The sequence below is a fragment of the Bacillus sp. CR71 genome (assembly GCF_003429245.1).
Classification (GTDB): domain Bacteria; phylum Bacillota; class Bacilli; order Bacillales; family Bacillaceae_G; genus Bacillus_A; species Bacillus_A thuringiensis_S.
In genome coordinates, this window is the sequence record NZ_CP031748.1 from 5,664,253 (window position 1) to 5,683,282 (window position 19,030).

The window sequence follows — 19,030 nt, forward strand, 5'->3', positions numbered from 1 at the left end:
GGAGACAGAAACAAGAATTATTAAAATCTATTTTTACAACTCGCTATAACTGTGCAAAATAAATATAAAACTTATATACGCTTTTCAAGAAACCGTAGGTGATATAAATGAAAAAACAAACACATGTAAGTATTCTTATAAGCATTGTATTGCTGTCTATAACGATTCACTACGTAGCGATGCCTTTTCTATATGAATATTCATTTCCTTTTCAGCTATTAATCGGAATGAGTACCCTATTAATTGATATTATCGCTTGTAGTTATATACTTTACTTTTCAAACATGAAAGAAGGGCTATCTCGTTTATTTTGGATTATATTATCCGTTGGAGCTCTCTCTTATTTTATCGGTGATATAGTCGTTGCCTATCAGCGTTTAATTGTAAAGGACTTCTATACGTTCGTTGATCCATCTGACTTTTTTTACTTACTTTTTTTAGTTACTTTTGCATTTGCCTTTCTATACGAAATCATTTATAACCGAGATTTATTAGAAAAACTTTTTATGCTATGTGATATTTGTATTATCGTTACAGCCCAATTTACTTTAAGTTACTACTTACTTATTGAACGAACCATTCACTTTTTCACAACATCCTATATCGACATATTTGTTCAACTTACCTATCCAATGGTTGATTTACTCTTTCTCTTAATAGGAATCAATCTTTTATTCAAACCACTATCCTTATTACCTAAAAAGGTTGGTGCGCTTCTTAGCAGTGCTTTAATTTTATATGCTACTACAGATGCGATTTATGCTTATATAAAATACTTCATACCAGAGTATTCTATGTTTACAGTTACTCCTTTCTATCAAGTAACCTTAGTACTAGTAGCAATCGCCTGTATTCTCCATACAAAAGAACCTGAAAAACAAGAGCAAGTACTACTAACACCTAAAATTGGTGAATCAATCCGATTATCATTGCCTTATATTTCAGTAATAACACTTATTCTTTTTATATTAGTTGAATACGTCTTTGGGCCTATTATAGTAATTGGTCTTATAATAACTTTCTCTTTCGTTCTCATACGTCATAGTTTAGTTCGAAAACAAAATAAAATATTATTGCTAGCTCAAATGCAATTCAACTCAGAACTCGAGAAACAAATTAAACTACGTACAGAAGATTTAGTAGAACAGAAGAATGAACTCTATCATAATCAACAAATGTTTAAATCTTTATACGAGCATCATCCAGATCCAATCTTCACATTAGATTTATACGGCAATTTTCTCAAAGTAAATAACGCTGGTACTACTTTACTCGGTTATCAAACGAATGAATTATTAAACCAGCCTTACTATTCACTCATATACGAAGAAGATTTAGAAGAAATGATTAACTCCTTTCATCGTGTAAAAAAGGGACATTCTATCTCTTTAGAAATACGGGCGTATCATAAAAACAGAGATATTTACTACTTGCACGTTACCGCCGTACCGATCTTTTTAAAAGAGAAAATTTCTGGGGTTTATTTAATGATTAAAGATATTACGGAAAGCAAACAACAGCAAGAACAGATTAATTTTCTAGCATACCATGATACTTTAACAGAGCTTGCAAATCGTCGTGCATTTCATCAACATTTGGAACAGGCAATTGCACGAGCAAAAATATCGAAAAAGCCTTTTGCTGTTATGTTTCTCGACCTAGACCGTTTTAAAGTTATTAATGATACCCTCGGTCATCGAGTAGGAGACCTATTGCTCATCGCAGTAGCAAAAAGGCTCGAAAGAATATCAACATCAAATATGAAACTCGCGCGGCTAGCTGGAGATGAGTTCACAATCCTTATCGAAAATTACAAAAAAAAGCCAGATGTCCAAAAAATGGCTGATATAATTGTAGCGGCCATGAATGAGCCATTTGAAATCGAAAATCAACATTTACAAATCTCACCGAGTATCGGAATTGCAATATATCCTGAAGCAGGTGAAGATCCGCTATCCATTTTGCAGCATGCTGATATGGCCATGTACGAAGCAAAAAATAGAGGAAAAAACGGTAGCTCTCTTTACACGAAAGAACTATATAAAAAAATGGAACGAAAAGCTCGAATTGAAAAAGATCTGCCAATTGCTTTAGTAAACAAAGAATTTCATCTCGTCTATCAACCACAAATTGATACGACAACAAATAAAATCATCGGCGCTGAAGCTTTAATACGTTGGAAACACCCACTATTAGGTGATATTTCACCATGTGAGTTTATTCCAATTGTAGAAGAGACGCCACAAGTAGTCCCACTTGGACATTGGGTATTACAAGAAGCTTGTCTCCAATTAAAAATATGGCATATCCTTGGCTACCAAAATTTAAAAATAAGTGTTAATTTATCCGCAAAAGAGTTCCGGCAAGATCAATTAATCGAAAATATTTCACAAATATTAAACAACGTAAGCGTCGACCCAAAATATGTCACACTTGAGTTAACAGAAAGAATTGCAATGATTGACGAGAAAGAAACGTTATTAAGACTGAAGCAATTAAAAGAATACGGTATCCAAACTTCCATTGATGACTTCGGTACTGGGTATTCTTCTCTTGCTTATTTATCAATTTTTCCAATCGACACATTAAAAGTACCGAGAGAATTCACACAATTAGCCGATCATCGTCCTGAAGAACGAGCCATCGTTTCTACAATCCTTTCCCTCGCAAATACTTTAAATCTTTCAGTCGTTGCCGAAGGAATTGAAACCGAAAAACAGCTTAAGTTTCTGCAAAAACATAACTGTAAATATATGCAAGGTTACTATTTCAGTAAACCACTTACTAGTAATCAATTTATAAAGTTTCTACAAAAAACCCCCAGTATGAACAAATAATTCATACTGGGGGTTTTATAGTGCTAAATTTTTTTCTCATAATATTCTTCTGCGATTTCTTCGTAAAAAGCCGCAGATGTTGTGTAGAAATATGGAATTAACCATAAGAATCCAATCCCTAACGTAATACAACTCAATATAAACCAACCGATAAAACTTAAACATAAAATGAAATACTCCATCTTATGCCCATCCATCATACGACGGCTTTCTGTAATAGCTTGATTTATGGAATACTCAGGATGATCATTTATTATAAAGTACGTCATCGCATAAGAGAATGATTTAATGATGCCTGGAATAATAAATAGTAAAAACCATAAGAAAATATAAATGTTCACTACTATATATAATAAAAATGACTTTATAAACTTACTTCCTGCTGTAAACCATCTAAATATATGCCCAATACGCGCGTCTTTTTCTCGAATTATATGTAGCGCTAAATAATAGCCACCTAACGTTAATGGACCTACCATAAAAGTTGTAATAATATCTACTATCATGGAGTTTTTCATATCTTCCCAACCCAAAATTTGTGTAAACGAAAAATCAACAATAAAGTTAAAAGTGATCATTATAACAGAAATAAGTAATGTGGCTCCGACTGCTAATCCCCATTTCCCTTCTAATGAATCTAGTGCTTCTCCTTTTAGATCACTAATCATATTTAGCCTCCTATACACAATAATTCTATTAGTATAGCATGTTTCTATTGCAATTCACCTTTTGAGATGTAGCGATAAAAGTGTGCTGTCGTTGTACTCATATACGGACTAAGCCAAAGAAAGCCTATTCCAAAAGTAAGAAGCGCTAAAATAGCCCATCCTATGAAGCTCAGCCATAAAAGAAACAAATCTAACTTATGCCCCTTCATAAGATTCTTACATTCCTTCATCGCCTGCGAAACACTATATTCTGGATTTTCAATCATTACATAGTACGTCAGCGCATAAGAAAAATACATCACAATCATACCAACAATTGAAATCGCTAATAGCACGAAGAAAGCTATTGCAAATGACGTATTCCCTTCTTCACCTAACAATGCAAATAAGCCTATTAACAGCATCGGAATCCATGTACCTGTATATAACAAAATTGCAAGCATTGCCCACATTGTTTTCATCATTCTTTTAAAACCGCGAAATCCTTCAAATAAGTGATCTACTTTAGCATCTTCTCGTTTACTAATCTGTAAAAATACATTTGTATAACCATATGATGTAATCCCATACGATGCGTTACTCAAAATTATCATAATGCAATAAAAAATCCCAAAGGTAATACCTGCTCCAATTGACATCGTTTCCTCTTCAAATGATCCAGTTAAACTTACAACTGAGAGAAATATAATAATTCCTGGAATTAATAGTATAAGCATTGCAGCCATCGAAACGACATAACTTAAAATAAAATATAAAATTGTTGACCCAACACCTAGTCCCCATTTTCCCTTTAAAGAGTACAATGCTTCTCGTTTCATTTCACCAATCATTGATTCATCCCCTTCATAAAATATAAATTGTTGTACACTTCTACTTATACAAGCATCAATATAATTATACCAGTTTTGTAAAATTCTCCATAAAATAGACAAAAAATCCGTAAAGGCAAGGGCCCTTACGGATTTTTTTTACTTCATATCAGAAACGTTTAAACGGTTCACGGCACGTTGCAAGGCCATTTCTGCACGTTTAAAGTCAACATGTGCTTGTTTATCTTGCATACGTTGCTCAGCGCGACGCTTCGCTTCATTTGCACGATGGATATCGATATGGTTTGCTTCTTCAGCAGATGATGATAATACAGTCACTTTATCTGGACGAACTTCGATAAAGCCACCGCTTACTGCTACATAATCAGTGTGTCCACCATTTTTCAGACGAACTGCACTAATTTTTAATGGTGCAACAGTTGGAATGTGACCTGGTAAGATCCCCATTTCCCCACTCTCTGCTTTTACACTTACCATTTCTACTTCTTTTTCGTAAACCGGTCCATCAGGAGTTACAATACTGACTGGAAATGTCTTCATACTTCGTCCCTCCTAAGGCCTTACGCCATCATTTTCTTTGCGTTTTCAATAACTTCTTCAATGCCACCTACTAAGCGGAATGCATCTTCTGGAAGGTCATCATATTTTCCTTCTAGAATTTCTTTGAAACCACTAACTGTATTTTTTACAGGTACGTAAGAACCTTTTTGACCTGTAAACTGCTCAGCTACGTGGAAGTTTTGAGATAAGAAGAATTGAATACGACGAGCACGATGTACAACTAACTTATCTTCTTCAGATAACTCATCCATACCTAAGATAGCGATGATATCTTGAAGTTCTTTATAACGTTGTAAAGTTTGTTGTACTTGACGAGCTACTTCATAATGTTCTTCTCCTACGATTTCTGGAGACAGTGCACGAGATGTAGATGCTAATGGATCTACGGCTGGGTAAATACCCATTTGTGTTAAACGACGCTCTAAGTTTGTTGTTGCATCTAAGTGAGCGAACGTTGTAGCTGGTGCTGGGTCAGTATAGTCATCGGCTGGTACATATACCGCTTGGATAGACGTGATAGACCCTTTATTTGTAGATGTAATACGCTCTTGTAATTGACCCATTTCTGTTGCAAGTGTTGGTTGGTAACCTACCGCAGATGGCATACGACCAAGAAGGGCAGATACTTCAGAACCCGCTTGCGTGAAACGGAAGATGTTATCGATGAACAGAAGTACGTCTTGTCCTTGCTCATCACGGAAATGCTCAGCCATTGTTAAACCTGTTAATGCAACACGTTGACGTGCTCCAGGTGGCTCGTTCATTTGTCCGAATACCATCGCAGTTTTCTTGATTACGCCAGAATCGCTCATTTCGTGGTATAAGTCATTACCCTCACGAGTACGCTCACCTACACCAGCGAATACAGAGATACCACCGTGCTCTTGTGCGATGTTGTTAATTAATTCCTGAATTAATACTGTTTTACCTACACCGGCACCACCGAATAGGCCGATCTTACCACCCTTAATGTAAGGAGCAAGTAAGTCTACTACTTTAATACCAGTTTCAAGAATTTCTACTTTAGTAGATAATTCTTCGAATGCAGGTGCTTGACGGTGAATTGGATCACGGTGTACATCCGCAGGAAGTTCACCATCTAAGTCAATTGCATCACCTAATACGTTGAATACACGTCCAAGTGTTACATCACCAACTGGTACAGAAATTGCTTTACCAGTATCTTCTACTTCTGTGCCACGAACAAGTCCATCTGTGGAAGACATCGCAACTGTACGAACTGTATCATCACCTAAATGAAGTGCAACTTCAAATGTTAAGTTCATGCTTCCGTTTTCGTTGCTTTGTTTTACCGTAAGGGCGTTGTAGATTTCTGGTAGCTTTCCGCCATCAAACTTAACGTCTACAACCGGACCCATGATTTGCGTAACGCGCCCTTTATTCATCGGGTTCCCTCCTAGCTTTCTTTTAATTAGCCAGCTTTCTAAGAGAAGTTGGCTTTTAATTTTTTATTAGTTTAGCTTACGCGACTCTTTTGAAAGAGCCGCTTCCGCTTTTTATTGAATCTAGCTCCGGTGGCTAGAAGGGTCGGTCATTTCACCCCTTCCTACGAGGCAAAGAACGCCTCTTTGTCAGGAGTTCCAATGCCCTTCCCTTCTGAGCAAGTCACCTACGCTTTTTATTGAATCTAGCTCCGGCGGTTAGAATGTTCGGTGGCTTCGCTTTTTCCTACGAGGCACAAATCGCCTCTACGTCAAAAGCTCCATCTCCCTCTCATTCTGAACGAACCGCCTACGCTTTTTAATACTATTCTAACGCTGCTGCTCCACCAACGATTTCCGTAATTTCTTGCGTAATCGCTGCCTGACGCGCACGGTTGAATGAAAGTGTAAGTGAATCGATAACTTCCATTGCGTTGTCTGTAGCACTCTTCATTGCTGTCATACGCGCTGCGTGCTCACTTGCTTTACCATCTAGTAATGCACCGTACACTAAGCTTTCTGCGTATTGTGGCAATAGTACTTTTAAAATCTCTTCTTCAGAAGGTTCGAATTCATAAGCTGTCGTCGGTTTATCAGACGCCACATCAGTAAGCGGTAAAATTTTATTTTCCGTTACTTCTTGTGAAATTTTACTTACGTAATGGTTGTAGTAAATATACAGCTCATCATAAGCACCATCTGCAAACATCGCAATTGCTCGAGAAGCAAGATCTTTAATATCAGTAAATGATGGGTGGTCAGATAATCCAACTACTTCATCAATGATGTTAAAGCCGCGACGTTTTAAATAATCACGTCCTAGTCGTCCAAGCACAATAATTGAATATTGGTTTGAATCCATATTATGACGTTCACGAATTACGTTACTCACTGTACGTAATACGTTACTGTTATAACCACCTGCTAGTCCGCGATCAGATGTAATAACGATGTATCCTGTACGCTTTACAGGACGCGCATTTAGCATCGGATGATTAATTCCTTTACTTCCTTGCGCAATGCTCGCTACTACTTCTTGAATCTTTTCCATATACGGAACGAAAGATTTAGCATTTTGTTCTGCACGGTTTAACTTAGATGCAGATACCATCTCCATCGCTTTCGTAATTTGACTCGTTTTCTTTGTCGAGGTAATCTTCGCTTTTATATCGCGTAAAGATGCCACAGGTTTTCACCACCTTTTTTCCGGAAGTTGGCACGATTAGTAAGAATCCTCTTCCTAATCTACGTTGCAAGATATTCTTGCTCATGATTGAAGGAAAAGAATAGGTGCACCTACTCTTTTCCTTTACATAACCGTCAGCAATCTCAAAGATTGAGATGCCTATATATATTATTATCTAGCTCCAGCAGCTTGAATGTTCGGTGGCTTCACTTCTTCCCCCTCACATTCAGGACGAGCCGCTTCCGCTTTTATTACTCAGAAGCTACGAATACTTTTTTAAATCCGTTAATTGCTGCTGCAAATTTGTCGTCATCCGCAAGTTTCTTAGTTGTGCGGATTTCTTCTAATAAGTCAGTCGCATTAGAATCTAACCAAGCATGGAATTCTTCTTCGAAACGAGTGATATCTACTACTGGGATATCATCTAGGAATCCACGTGTTAAAGCGTAAAGAATGATAACTTGTTTCTCTACACGTAACGGTTTGTGTAATCCTTGTTTTAATACCTCAACAGTACGAGCACCACGGTTTAGTTTCGCTTGAGTTGCTTTATCAAGGTCAGAGCCGAACTGAGCGAACGCTTCTAACTCACGGTAAGATGCAAGGTCAAGACGAAGTGTACCTGATACTTTACTCATTGCTTTAATCTGAGCAGATCCACCAACACGAGATACAGAAGTACCCGCATCGATCGCTGGACGTACGCCAGAGAAGAATAGGTCAGATTGTAAGAAGATTTGTCCATCCGTAATAGAAATTACGTTTGTTGGGATGTAAGCTGATACGTCCCCTGCTTGTGTTTCGATGAAAGGTAGTGCAGTTAAAGAACCGCCGCCTCTTGCATCACTTAATTTTGCTGCACGCTCTAATAAGCGAGAATGTAAGTAGAATACATCCCCTGGATAAGCTTCACGACCTGGAGGACGACGTAATAGTAATGACAGCTCACGGTAAGCCGCTGCTTGTTTTGATAAGTCATCATATACTACTAATACGTGTTTACCATTGTACATGAACTCTTCACCCATTGTTACACCAGCATAAGGAGCTAAGTATAATAATGGAGCTGGTTGAGAAGCAGATGCAGTTACAACGATTGTGTACTCTAATGCACCGTGCTTACGTAGTGTTTCTACTACGTTACGTACAGTTGATTCTTTTTGTCCGATAGCTACATAGATACAAATCATATCTTCATCTTTTTGGTTAATGATTGTATCAAGTGCAACTGCTGTTTTACCAGTTTGACGGTCACCGATGATTAACTCACGTTGACCACGGCCAATTGGTACAAGAGCATCGATCGCTTTAATACCTGTTTGAAGTGGCTCATGAACAGATTTACGATCCATTACACCTGGTGCTGGACTTTCGATTGGACGAGTGTTTGTTGTATTGATTGGGCCTAAACCATCAACTGGTTGACCTAATGGGTTTACAACACGACCAATTAGTTCTTTTCCTACTGGTACTTGCATGATGCGACCAGTACGACGAACTTCGTCACCTTCACGGATTTCTGTGTAAGGTCCTAAAATGATAATACCTACGTTGTTTTCCTCTAAGTTTTGTGCTAGTCCCATAACGCCGTTAGAGAACTCTACAAGTTCACCAGCCATAACGTTATCAAGACCATGAGCACGCGCAATACCGTCACCAACTTGGATAACTGTACCAACATCACTAACTTCGATTTCAGACTGATAGTTCTCGATTTGTTGCTTTATCAGTGCGCTAATTTCTTCAGCTCTGATGCTCATGTGCTTCACCCCTATCTATTCTTCATTAATTCACGCTGAATACGTGCTAATTTTCCTTGTAAACTTCCGTCATAAATGCGATTTCCAATACGTACTTTAATTCCGCCTAGTAAATCTTCATCTACAACATTTTTCACGCGAATTGCATCTTTTCCCGTTCTCTTTGCAAATGCTTCTGCAATGTTAAGCTTCTCTTCTTCAGATAGAAGACGAATAGAATATACAGTTGCATCCGCTACGTTACGTTCTTCATTAGCAAGAACAACATATTCATCTGCAATTTCAGGTAAGATATCAATACGCTTGTTATCAATTAAAATATATAACGTATTTAAAATTGATTCAGAAACAGATCCGAATACGTTTGCAAGAAACGTTTTCTTCTGCTCTTTTGAAATGTTTGGTTGCGTTAAAAAGCTATGTAGTTCCCCGTTCTTTACATAAACGTTTTGTACAAGGCGTAATTCTTCTTCAAACATTTCTAATACGTGTTTTTCTTTTGCAATTTTAAAAAGAGCGACAGCATAACGTTTTGCTACAATCCCATTGCTCATCGCGCTTCTCCTACTTCTTTAATATAATCGCGAATTAACTTAACTTGATCTTCTTCTTTTAATTCTTTTTCAATTACTTTAGAAGCAATTTGAACAGATAAAGAAGCGACTTGTTCTTGTAAAGCAGCAATTGCTTGCTCTTTTTCGCGTTGAATTTCTTGTACAGCAGATGCTTTAATTGATTCTGCTTCTTCTTTCGCAGCAGCAACAATCACATCTTTTTGATCTACAGCTTGTTTTTTCGCTCTTTCGATTAACTCTTGTGCTTCAACACGCGATTGTTTTAACATTTCACGTTGTTCTTCTACTAACTTCTTCGCTTCAGCGTTACTTCTTTCTGCAGCGTCGATTTCATTAGTAACATGCTCTTCACGTTCTTTCATAATTCCCATTAAAGGACCCCACGCAAATTTGCGTAGCATTATTAATAGAATTAAGAAAATGAACAATGTATAAGCAATCGTTCCAAATGGAATGGCAGCTCCTAATAATAAAGTTGGCACAAGGATTCACTCCCTTCAAAATATCTAAATTGATCATATGAAAAAAAAAGACATACGTTTCGTTCATAAAGCAATGGCGAAGAAAGTTCGGAAAAACACTCTTCGCCATCTATGTAAGGGGAGTCTCCCTTATTTGTTCATTACGATGAATGCAATAACTACACCGATGATTGGAAGTGCCTCAACTAAAGCAACCCCGATGAACATAATTGTTTGAAGTGCGCCTTTTAATTCTGGTTGACGAGCAACACCTTCGATTGTACGTGATACGATAAGACCGTTACCAATACCTGCACCTAATGCTGATAAACCAATTGCAATTGCAGCTGCGATTACACCTAAACTCATTTAATTTGTCCTCCTTTGTATTATAAAAAAATAAATTTTTTCTTACTTAAATTATATTAATGGTCATGACTTACTTTATGAGCCATATAAACCATCGTTAACATAACGAAAATAAATGCTTGGATTGATCCAACGAATACACTGAATCCCATCCATGCTAACATCGGTACAAGCGCACCTAATGCTCCAAGGAATGATGCCCCGCCTAACTTAGCAAGTAATCCTAATAAGATCTCACCTGCATAAATGTTACCGAATAAACGAAGACCTAACGTTAATGTGTTAGCAAACTCCTCAATAACCTTTAATGGGAATAAGAATTTCATAGGTTGGAAATAACCTTTAACATACTCTTTCGTACCCTTCATCTTAATTCCATAATAATGGGTGAGGGTAACTACCATCACGGCTAATGTTAATGTAACTGCTGGATCAGACGTTGGTGACCTCCACCATGCAATATGTTCGCCAGCTTCAGTTGCTGAATACATGAATGGTAAACCAAGGAAGTTCGATACGATGATAAACATGATAAGCGTAACGCCAAGTGTTAAGAAACGTCCACCTGTTTTCCAGTCCATCGTACTATTGATAATCCCTTTCACGAAGTCAAACACCCATTCCATGAAGTTTTGCATCCCGGTTGGGCGAAGGGCTAAGCTGCGAGTTCCGATAACAGCGATTAAGAAAACAATAACTGCTGCTACAGTAACCATCATAACTGATGACAAATCGAACGTTAAACCTAGAAATTTAACTAATTTACCGTGTTCCACTAGTAATTCACCTCTCTTCCCTGCTCTTATACTCTAAATAAAGAAAATCTATGATCATGACAAGGTATCCTGTCAGCAATCCTACACCTAAGCCCCACATCGCAATTAACTCTTGATATTTGGCTGCAAATAAAATTAATAACCCAATCGTGGCGAATCTTGAATATGTACTTACAGCTGTCGCCTTAAACTTCACGTTTTCTCCATTTGTTACGCGATCTAACAGCTTGTCTGTTCTACGTGCAATGATGCGCAAACTAAGAAAACTGAAAATCGTTCCGATAATCAGCCCAAGAAATACATCCTTGTAAGAGGTAAATCCCCATCCTAGCACTAGAAGCGCAAGCAAGTAGTACATATATTTCTTTTGTCTTTGGACAAGTCCATGTACGTCTATCATCATTGCTCTCCCGAATAGTAATGTCGAATGAGTCGAATCATTGCGTATACCCCTGTTCCTAACCCGAGTAATAACCCTATAATAAGAAACAATGGAAACGTTCCAACCTTATTATCAATCCACTGCCCACCAAAGATTCCAACAAGTATAGAACCGACTAATTGAGCAAGAATTCCTGACATTAAAGCATATGCTTTTATATGGCTGCGATCGTTTTTTTGCAAGGATTCATCCCTCCAATATGTAACCCTCATTCACGATGTGTTAATAATAACTCATTTTTTTGCATAAATCCTATACAAAACAAAAAGTTTACATTTTCGTCACGGAATAGATGTATTTTTGTCACTGAAAGCCCTACCATCTATCCCCGTTGTTAGCATACAATAGGGTATTAACAGTGTCAACGAGAAATCGTAAAAAATCTAAAAATTTGAGTATTAGGCATTTCCTCCCAAAAATGAAAACGTTCCCCTTCTAAATACTGGTTACATATATGCAATTTCTAACAGTTTTCTCTTTATAATAGAAGGAAATGTTCACAAGTTTGTCACTATTATATTTTCGAGATATAACGCTTTTCTTCCATAATATAGTGTTCCTCAGACGTAAGACTTCTATATTATATGTGATGTGTATGCAACTTATGTTGTATATACGATGTATATTTATCCTCTCCTCTCCCCTACTTGCTTACAGCAAAAAAAAACGAGCAGGGGAATCTCCCCTGCTCGTCAGTTGTCTTACTTCGTTCCGAATAAACGGTCACCAGCATCACCAAGACCTGGTACTACATATCCGTGGTCATTTAATTTCTCATCTAATGCTGCTACATAAATATCAACATCGGGATGTTCTTCTTGTACTACTTTTACCCCTTCTGGAGCTGCAACGATACACATTAATTTAATTTGTTTCGCACCGCGCTTTTTCAGAGAGTTAATTGCTTCAGCCGCAGAACCACCTGTTGCTAGCATCGGATCTAGTACGATAAAGTCACGCTCTTCTACATCCGTTGGAAGTTTCACATAGTATTCTACCGGTTGCAATGTTTTAGGGTCACGGTATAAACCAACGTGTCCTACTTTTGCTGCTGGAATTAATTTCAGAATTCCATCAACCATTCCTAAACCTGCACGTAAAATCGGAATTAAACCAAGTTTTTTACCAGCGATCACTTTTGTTGTCGCTTTGCTTACAGGCGTTTCAATTTCAATATCCTTAAGCGGAAGGTCGCGAGTAATTTCGAAAGCCATTAAGCTTGCTACTTCGTCCACTAATTCACGAAAATCTTTCGTACCTGTATTCTTATCGCGAATATATGTAATCTTATGTTGAATTAACGGGTGATCAAATACATACAGTTTTCCCATGTGAATCTCTCCTTTAGATGATATTCATGCGTTTGCACGCTTTTTTACACTATTTACGATTGTAAAGAAAACGCTACTAATATTCAAGGGCAAATTTGGCAAAATCATGATTTTACGATGAATCTATCTAGTATCTTTACCAATTATGGGAGCTGTATCCTTCATTATATCGCCAAAATTTATTCATCATTTGTATACATACTTTAAAAATAATATATGTCCACAAAAAAGACTGCCAAAACAATTACGTTTCAGCAGTCTTCTTCAATCTATTATAGATTTGGATACATTGAGAATTTGCTCGTTAACGCTTCTACACGCTTACGTGCTTCTTCTAATGCAGCTTCATTCTCATGATTTTTTAATGTATAAGCAATAAGTGACGCAATTTCATCCATTTCTTCTAAACCGAAACCACGAGATGTTACAGCTGCTGTACCGATACGTACACCACTTGTTACAAATGGGCTTGCTGTTTCAAATGGAATTGTATTTTTGTTCACTGTAATACCAACTTCATCTAATACGTGCTCTGCTACTTTACCTGTGATTTCTAGGTTACGAACATCAATCAAGATTAAGTGATTGTCTGTTCCGCCAGAAACAAGTGTAAGTCCTTCTTTTTGAAGACCTTCAGCTAAGCGGTTCGCATTGTTAATGATATTTTGTGCATACGTTTTGAAATCCTCTTGAAGTGTCTCACCAAACGCAACAGCTTTTGCAGCGATTACGTGCATAAGTGGACCACCTTGAATACCAGGGAAGATTGATTTATCAATTTGTTTTGCAAACTTCTCTTCACATAAAATCATACCACCGCGCGGACCACGTAACGTTTTATGTGTTGTCGTTGTAACGAAATGTGCATGTGGTACTGGATTTGGATGTAAGCCAGCAGCTACTAAACCAGCGATATGTGCCATATCCACCATTAAGTATGCACCCACTTCATCTGCAATCTCACGGAATCGTTTGAAATCGATAACACGAGGGTATGCACTTGCACCTGCAACGATTAATTTTGGTTTATGTTCTTTCGCTTTTGCTAATACATCATCGTAATTAATACGGTGAGAGTCAGCATCCACGCCATATTCTACGAAATTATATTGTACTCCACTGAAGTTAACAGGGCTTCCGTGTGTTAAGTGACCACCATGAGATAAATTCATACCAAGTACTGTATCGCCTTGCTCTAAAATTGTGAAGTATACTGCCATGTTCGCTTGTGCACCAGAGTGTGGTTGAACGTTTACGTGCTCTGCGCCAAAAATTTCTTTTACGCGATCACGTGCGATATCTTCTACTACGTCTACGTGTTCACAGCCACCATAGTAACGTTTTCCAGGATATCCTTCAGCATACTTATTTGTTAAAACAGAACCTTGCGCCTCCATTACCGCTTCACTTACAAAGTTTTCCGAAGCAATTAACTCAATCTTTGAACGCTGTCTTCCTAGTTCTGCCTCAATTGCAGCAAATACCTTTTCATCTTGACGTTTTAAATGATCCACCAAAATCCCCCTTTTCTGAACGAATTACATCGATTCCCAACAGTTTTTTCTCATTTATTCAGAAAAAACGAAAATTCAGGTTGTAATTCTTTCGAACCTTCATGTTTTCAACTACATTCTAACATGACTTTCTATATCATAAAAGAAAAAAAAGACCGAAAATCGGTCTTTTCTTTCTTCTACTATAAAGTCAGACAACATACCTTTTATCTTATGATAAACAGCTACTATATGACTTCCTAATTTCTCATATTTAACGGCAAGTGGTAGTCTCTTCCGTCACCGCGTAAACAGCACGTGCTCCGCCAATTAGTTTTCCACGTGTTTTGGCCATCGTTACATGCGCACTTCCAATTGCCTTCACACTTGTACGAACCGGAACAGCTACATGTTTTAAATGCATACCAATAAATGTATCACCAATATCCATTCCTGCATCTGCTTTAATAAACTCAACTACTACCGGATCTTTCAAATTGTGATACGCATATGTCCCCAATGCACCACCTGCTGATCTAACAGGCGTAACTGTTACAATTTCAAATTGATATTTTATCGCTACTTCTCTCTCAACTACTAAAGCACGGTTTAAATGCTCACAACATTGAAACGCTAATTCAATACCTGTTCGCTCTTGAAATTGTTTTAACTCAGAAAAAATCGCCTCTGCTACTTCCATCGTTCCTGATGTTCCAATTCTTTCGCCTAGCACTTCGCTCGTGCTACAACCCACTACAAAAATTTGACCGCTTTGTAATGAAGCTTGTTCTTGGAAATCAGAAAGCGACATTTGTAGCTGTTCTCTTACTTTTACGATTTCTGTCATTACGCCTCTTCCTTTCACAGGTTGGTTCACCAAATTATATTTCACACTACCAATAGTTAGAATCTATTACTTTGTTTCGTATGTTTTAATTTTTCCTACGCGGTTTTCGTGACGACCACCTTCATAGTCAGTTGTTAACCAGATTTTTGCGATATCACGCGCTAGACCAGCACCAATTACACGCTCGCCCATTGCTAGCATGTTAGTGTCATTATGCTCTCTCGTTGCTTTCGCACTGAAAGTATCATGAACTAACGCACAACGGATACCATTTACTTTGTTTGCTGCGATTGACATACCAATGCCTGTCCCACAAACTAAAATACCACGATCTACTTCACCGTTCGCTACCATTTCAGCTGCCGGAAACGCAAAGTCAGGGTAATCAACAGAACCAGCTTCACATTCACAACCTAAATCAATATATTCAATATTTAACTCTTCTAATAAACTTACAAGTTCTTTGCGGATATTCATACCGCCGTGATCAGATGCTATTACTACTTTCATTTTTACCCCTCCAAAGTTTCAATCAATTATCTTCATTTCACACTCGCTACCTCAATAGGACGAAGTGATCTCCAATATCGTATTATACACGAAACATCAACCTACTGAATGTTTTTTCAGTAAAGTTTGTACAAGTTTTTCCATCTCATCTAACGTTTTTTTATAAATAGAAAGCGAGCCTCCAAATGGATCTGAAATGTCCTTACCTATACCTTCAGTTAATCCATATAACGTATTCAATTTCTTTTCAACACTCGGATAATGCCCAAGTACAATGTGTTTATGATTTTCTGTCATCGTTACGACAATATCAGCCCAATCAAGCAAAGTTTCGTTTACTTGCTGCGCGGCATGATTAATTGAAATCCCTTTTTCAGCTAAAGCTTCCTTCGCATATACCGATGCATCGCTCCCAGGATAGGCGAAAACACCGGCAGATTGCACTTCAAACCTATCTCCTCCGTGATGACGAAGCAACGCCTCAGCCATCGGACTACGACATGTATTGCCAGTACAAACAAATAACACTCGTTTCATCCAACCCCACCCCTATATTCGATTTCTTACCACTCATCATAACTTACATTAGAATAGAACAAAAGAAATGTGAATATACAAAAAGCGCAGTTCTCTTATATTTTTTCTAAGAAAAATGCGCCTTATCCACATATATGTGAAACCCTATTTCCAAGTGCCCAGAGTATTTTAACATACCTACTGAATATGCAACAAAAATAAGGAATCCATTTCATACGAAACGGATTCCTCTTATACAGCAATTATTTCATTGTAACTTTCATTACTTCTGTTGAACCTTTTGTAGCTGTTACGCCTACAGTTGTCTTAATAGACTCAGCTGCATCTGTGTTTGTAATAACGATTGGAGTAATTGTACTTTTCGCTTTTTCACGGATTAATTCTAAGTCGAATGAGATTAATTTATCTCCAGCTTTTACAGCTTGGCCTTCAGAAACGTGAGCTTCGAAACCTTCGCCTTCCATTTTTACAGTTTCTAATCCAACGTGGATTAAAATTTCTGTGCCGTTTTTCGCTTTAATTCCGATAGCATGTTTTGTGTGGAATAATTGTACGATTTCACCATCAACTGGAGATACAACTACACCTTCAGTAGGATCGATTGCAACACCGTCACCCATCATACGACCAGCGAATACTGGATCTGGTACTTCTTCAATATTTTTCACTGCTCCAGTTAATGGAGCTACGATTGTTTCTTCATTTGTTTTTGAACCAAGACCAAATAATTTTTTAAACATAGGATAGTCCTCCTTATAATTTACCTAAAAGTTTATAGGGCAATCCCTAGTAAAGCTCGGGATACATGTAAGACTTCATACTTCGAATATTATACTGTAAAAACGCTTTCGAAATAAATTACGTCATTACTAATAGACTCTTATTGTAGCGCTTCACAAAATTCCAGTCAATTCTGATTGTCTGAATAACAATAAGAAGTTAACTTCTATTTATATTTTCTCTTTTTTTGCCCAACTTGTCTAGAGGTCTTTACTACATTTTGTTTTTTGTTGTTAATTTGTAAAATTTAATTCAAACTTTTTTTAAAATCCGCTTGACTAAAGTAAGTAACTATTTTATTATTACTTACATAAGGTAAGTTAATAACTTTTAGGAGGTTTTTAAAAATGATGGATTTCGGTCTTCTTATTATTCGTCTTATTATAGGAATTACATTCATGGGTCATGGTGCTCAAAAATTATTTGGTTGGTTCGGCGGTTACGGTTTAAAAGGAACAGGTGGCTGGATGGAATCAATCGGTTTACGTCCTGGTGTATTTATGGCATTTATGGCTGGTGCAACTGAATTACTAGGTGGTTTCTTATTCGCATCAGGTATTTTCATTATAGTTGGCTCATTATTTATCGTTGGAACAATGTTAATGGCTATCTTCACTGTTCACGGGAAAAATGGTTACTGGGTGACACAAAACGGATATGAATATAATTTAATGTTAATCGCTGTTGCTGTTGGTGTAGCTTTAATCGGACCTGGCGCATACGTTTTACTTTAATTTTCATCTCAATCTTGAGATTCTTGAAAAAGAACTTACTTCATTACAATTGAAGTAAGTTCTTTTTATGAAACAAAATATTATTTCCAGCAGGATTTTCTCACCGATATCTTGTAAACAAACAATAAGTATTCATATTTAGAAAGGGGATTACAAGCATGTTATCCATTAATCCAAATGAACAAACTGAAAAAGATAATTACAAATTACTTACTGGAAGTATCATCCCTCGCCCTGTCGCATTCGTTACTTCTGTAACAAAAGACGGTGTATTAAACGGCGCACCATATAGTTATTTCAATATTGTCGCTGCTAATCCACCACTTATCTCTGTTTCTGTACAACGAAAAGCCGGAGAAAGAAAGGACACTTCCCGAAACGCAATTGAAAAAGGTGAATTTGTCGTACATATTTCTGACGAATCATATGTAGCAGCAATTAACGAAACAGCAGCTAATCTCCCGCCAAATGAAAGTGAAATTGAACTAGCAAAACTAACACCAATTGAAAGTGAAGTCATCTCTGTTCCAGGTGTAAAAGAAGCAAATATTCGAATGGAATGTATATTAGAACGTGCAATTCCACTTGGTGGAACAGAAGACTCACCAGCTTGTGATCTACTAATTGGACGCGTCGTTCGTTTCCACGTTGCCGAGCATCTATATGAAAAAGGGCGCATTCACGCAGAAGGACTCAAACCAATAAGCCGCCTAGCAGGACACAACTATGCAAAATTAGGAGAACAATTTGAACTGGTTAGGCCAGTTTAAAAGCAGAAGCGGCTCGCTCAGAATGAGAGGGGGATGGAGCTTCTGACGTAGAGGCGCTTTTTGCCTCATAGGAAGACGCGAAGCCACCGACCATTCTAGCCGCTGGAACTGGATAATATCT

Annotated in this window: 22 protein-coding genes; 3 read left to right on the top strand and 19 right to left on the bottom strand. The window is 37.5% G+C overall.

Features of this window, described 5'->3' with window-relative positions:
* The first annotated feature begins 107 nt into the window (after positions 1-107).
* Positions 108-2,837: a putative bifunctional diguanylate cyclase/phosphodiesterase gene (locus tag DOS87_RS28720; protein WP_151619110.1), complete on the top strand. Its 2,730-nt coding sequence runs from the start codon at positions 108-110 to the stop codon at positions 2,835-2,837.
* A 23-nt stretch (positions 2,838-2,860) separates the two neighbouring features.
* On the opposite strand, the gene DOS87_RS28725 is transcribed toward DOS87_RS28720, so the two are convergent.
* From DOS87_RS28725 to DOS87_RS28815, 19 genes are all read right to left on the bottom strand, one after another.
* Positions 2,861-3,505 carry a DUF975 family protein gene (locus DOS87_RS28725; RefSeq protein WP_000622478.1) on the bottom strand — a complete coding sequence of 215 codons (645 nt, stop codon included), beginning with the start codon at positions 3,503-3,505 and terminating at the stop codon, positions 2,861-2,863.
* 44 nt (positions 3,506-3,549) lie between these two features.
* On the bottom strand, positions 3,550-4,335 hold the full coding sequence (locus DOS87_RS28730; protein ID WP_000578833.1) for a DUF975 family protein: 786 nt from the start codon (positions 4,333-4,335) through the stop codon (positions 3,550-3,552).
* 138 nt (positions 4,336-4,473) lie between these two features.
* Complete coding sequence (gene atpC, locus DOS87_RS28735) at positions 4,474-4,875, bottom strand: F0F1 ATP synthase subunit epsilon (RefSeq protein WP_000847214.1); 402 nt, start codon at positions 4,873-4,875, stop codon at positions 4,474-4,476.
* A gap of 20 nt (positions 4,876-4,895) precedes the next feature.
* Positions 4,896-6,302, bottom strand: coding sequence for a F0F1 ATP synthase subunit beta (gene atpD / locus DOS87_RS28740; protein WP_001032597.1), 1,407 nt, complete (start codon positions 6,300-6,302; stop codon positions 4,896-4,898).
* Between the two features lie 361 nt (positions 6,303-6,663).
* The gene (atpG, locus tag DOS87_RS28745) at positions 6,664-7,524 is read right to left on the bottom strand and encodes a F0F1 ATP synthase subunit gamma (protein ID WP_000157703.1); all 861 of its coding nucleotides are present in this window, start codon (positions 7,522-7,524) and stop codon (positions 6,664-6,666) included.
* Between the two features lie 251 nt (positions 7,525-7,775).
* Positions 7,776-9,284, bottom strand: a complete 1,509-nt coding sequence (atpA, locus tag DOS87_RS28750; protein WP_000027521.1) for a F0F1 ATP synthase subunit alpha — start codon at positions 9,282-9,284, stop codon at positions 7,776-7,778.
* A gap of 11 nt (positions 9,285-9,295) precedes the next feature.
* On the bottom strand, positions 9,296-9,838 hold the full coding sequence (gene atpH, locus DOS87_RS28755; protein WP_000064682.1) for a F0F1 ATP synthase subunit delta: 543 nt from the start codon (positions 9,836-9,838) through the stop codon (positions 9,296-9,298).
* A complete protein-coding gene (atpF, locus tag DOS87_RS28760) occupies positions 9,835-10,341 on the bottom strand; it encodes a F0F1 ATP synthase subunit B (RefSeq protein WP_208730167.1) in 507 nt (168 codons plus the stop codon). Before atpF ends, atpH begins: the two co-directional genes overlap by 4 nt.
* 129 nt (positions 10,342-10,470) lie before the next feature.
* Positions 10,471-10,689, bottom strand: coding sequence for a F0F1 ATP synthase subunit C (gene atpE / locus DOS87_RS28765; RefSeq protein ID WP_000052064.1), 219 nt, complete (start codon positions 10,687-10,689; stop codon positions 10,471-10,473).
* A gap of 56 nt (positions 10,690-10,745) precedes the next feature.
* Entirely contained in the window at positions 10,746-11,465 is a 720-nt protein-coding gene (atpB, locus tag DOS87_RS28770) for a F0F1 ATP synthase subunit A (protein WP_000399879.1), read from the bottom strand.
* A gap of 7 nt (positions 11,466-11,472) precedes the next feature.
* Positions 11,473-11,865, bottom strand: a complete 393-nt coding sequence (locus tag DOS87_RS28775; RefSeq protein WP_000567600.1) for an ATP synthase subunit I — start codon at positions 11,863-11,865, stop codon at positions 11,473-11,475.
* A complete protein-coding gene (locus DOS87_RS28780; RefSeq protein WP_001171223.1) occupies positions 11,865-12,089 on the bottom strand; it encodes an AtpZ/AtpI family protein in 225 nt (74 codons plus the stop codon). Before DOS87_RS28780 ends, DOS87_RS28775 begins: the two co-directional genes overlap by 1 nt.
* Before the next feature lie 26 nt (positions 12,090-12,115).
* Entirely contained in the window at positions 12,116-12,229 is a 114-nt protein-coding gene (locus tag DOS87_RS28785) for a DUF4024 domain-containing protein (protein WP_000232961.1), read from the bottom strand.
* Positions 12,230-12,608: 379 nt separating this feature from the next.
* A complete protein-coding gene (gene upp, locus DOS87_RS28790; RefSeq protein ID WP_000517539.1) occupies positions 12,609-13,238 on the bottom strand; it encodes a uracil phosphoribosyltransferase in 630 nt (209 codons plus the stop codon).
* Between the two features lie 272 nt (positions 13,239-13,510).
* A complete protein-coding gene (gene glyA, locus DOS87_RS28795; protein WP_000349800.1) occupies positions 13,511-14,752 on the bottom strand; it encodes a serine hydroxymethyltransferase in 1,242 nt (413 codons plus the stop codon).
* Between the two features lie 253 nt (positions 14,753-15,005).
* Positions 15,006-15,578 carry a TIGR01440 family protein gene (locus tag DOS87_RS28800; protein WP_000136383.1) on the bottom strand — a complete coding sequence of 191 codons (573 nt, stop codon included), beginning with the start codon at positions 15,576-15,578 and terminating at the stop codon, positions 15,006-15,008.
* Between the two features lie 66 nt (positions 15,579-15,644).
* The gene (rpiB, locus tag DOS87_RS28805) at positions 15,645-16,088 is read right to left on the bottom strand and encodes a ribose 5-phosphate isomerase B (RefSeq protein ID WP_000869542.1); all 444 of its coding nucleotides are present in this window, start codon (positions 16,086-16,088) and stop codon (positions 15,645-15,647) included.
* 96 nt (positions 16,089-16,184) lie between these two features.
* Positions 16,185-16,625, bottom strand: coding sequence for a low molecular weight protein arginine phosphatase (locus tag DOS87_RS28810; protein WP_000832378.1), 441 nt, complete (start codon positions 16,623-16,625; stop codon positions 16,185-16,187).
* A 242-nt stretch (positions 16,626-16,867) separates the two neighbouring features.
* Positions 16,868-17,365, bottom strand: a complete 498-nt coding sequence (locus DOS87_RS28815) for a PTS sugar transporter subunit IIA (RefSeq protein ID WP_000473666.1) — start codon at positions 17,363-17,365, stop codon at positions 16,868-16,870.
* A 387-nt stretch (positions 17,366-17,752) separates the two neighbouring features.
* Here DOS87_RS28815 and DOS87_RS28820 point away from each other — a divergent pair, with 387 nt between their 5' ends.
* Both DOS87_RS28820 and DOS87_RS28825 read left to right on the top strand, forming a co-directional pair.
* Positions 17,753-18,139, top strand: a complete 387-nt coding sequence (locus tag DOS87_RS28820) for a DoxX family protein (RefSeq protein ID WP_000968613.1) — start codon at positions 17,753-17,755, stop codon at positions 18,137-18,139.
* A 158-nt stretch (positions 18,140-18,297) separates the two neighbouring features.
* A complete protein-coding gene (locus DOS87_RS28825) occupies positions 18,298-18,909 on the top strand; it encodes a flavin reductase family protein (RefSeq protein ID WP_000949048.1) in 612 nt (203 codons plus the stop codon).
* Positions 18,910-19,030: the final 121 nt, after the last annotated feature.

What these genes read in the sequence shown, in the direction of transcription:
- DOS87_RS28800 (WP_000136383.1), bottom strand. Translation starts at nt 15,578, where the DNA reads ATGACAGAAATCGTAAAAGTAAGAGAACAGCTACAAATGTCGCTTTCT.
- DOS87_RS28730 (WP_000578833.1), bottom strand. Translation starts at nt 4,335, where the DNA reads ATGATTGGTGAAATGAAACGAGAAGCATTGTACTCTTTAAAGGGAAAA.
- atpA (WP_000027521.1), bottom strand. Translation starts at nt 9,284, where the DNA reads ATGAGCATCAGAGCTGAAGAAATTAGCGCACTGATAAAGCAACAAATC.
- rpiB (WP_000869542.1), bottom strand. Translation starts at nt 16,088, where the DNA reads ATGAAAGTAGTAATAGCATCTGATCACGGCGGTATGAATATCCGCAAA.
- atpC (WP_000847214.1), bottom strand. Translation starts at nt 4,875, where the DNA reads ATGAAGACATTTCCAGTCAGTATTGTAACTCCTGATGGACCGGTTTAC.
- DOS87_RS28820 (WP_000968613.1), top strand. Translation starts at nt 17,753, where the DNA reads ATGATGGATTTCGGTCTTCTTATTATTCGTCTTATTATAGGAATTACA.
- atpD (WP_001032597.1), bottom strand. Translation starts at nt 6,302, where the DNA reads ATGAATAAAGGGCGCGTTACGCAAATCATGGGTCCGGTTGTAGACGTT.
- atpE (WP_000052064.1), bottom strand. Translation starts at nt 10,689, where the DNA reads ATGAGTTTAGGTGTAATCGCAGCTGCAATTGCAATTGGTTTATCAGCA.
- DOS87_RS28775 (WP_000567600.1), bottom strand. Translation starts at nt 11,865, where the DNA reads ATGATAGACGTACATGGACTTGTCCAAAGACAAAAGAAATATATGTAC.
- DOS87_RS28815 (WP_000473666.1), bottom strand. Translation starts at nt 17,365, where the DNA reads ATGTTTAAAAAATTATTTGGTCTTGGTTCAAAAACAAATGAAGAAACA.
- DOS87_RS28720 (WP_151619110.1), top strand. Translation starts at nt 108, where the DNA reads ATGAAAAAACAAACACATGTAAGTATTCTTATAAGCATTGTATTGCTG.
- DOS87_RS28825 (WP_000949048.1), top strand. Translation starts at nt 18,298, where the DNA reads ATGTTATCCATTAATCCAAATGAACAAACTGAAAAAGATAATTACAAA.
- DOS87_RS28785 (WP_000232961.1), bottom strand. Translation starts at nt 12,229, where the DNA reads ATGGTAGGGCTTTCAGTGACAAAAATACATCTATTCCGTGACGAAAAT.
- DOS87_RS28725 (WP_000622478.1), bottom strand. Translation starts at nt 3,505, where the DNA reads ATGATTAGTGATCTAAAAGGAGAAGCACTAGATTCATTAGAAGGGAAA.
- upp (WP_000517539.1), bottom strand. Translation starts at nt 13,238, where the DNA reads ATGGGAAAACTGTATGTATTTGATCACCCGTTAATTCAACATAAGATT.
- atpH (WP_000064682.1), bottom strand. Translation starts at nt 9,838, where the DNA reads ATGAGCAATGGGATTGTAGCAAAACGTTATGCTGTCGCTCTTTTTAAA.
- DOS87_RS28810 (WP_000832378.1), bottom strand. Translation starts at nt 16,625, where the DNA reads ATGAAACGAGTGTTATTTGTTTGTACTGGCAATACATGTCGTAGTCCG.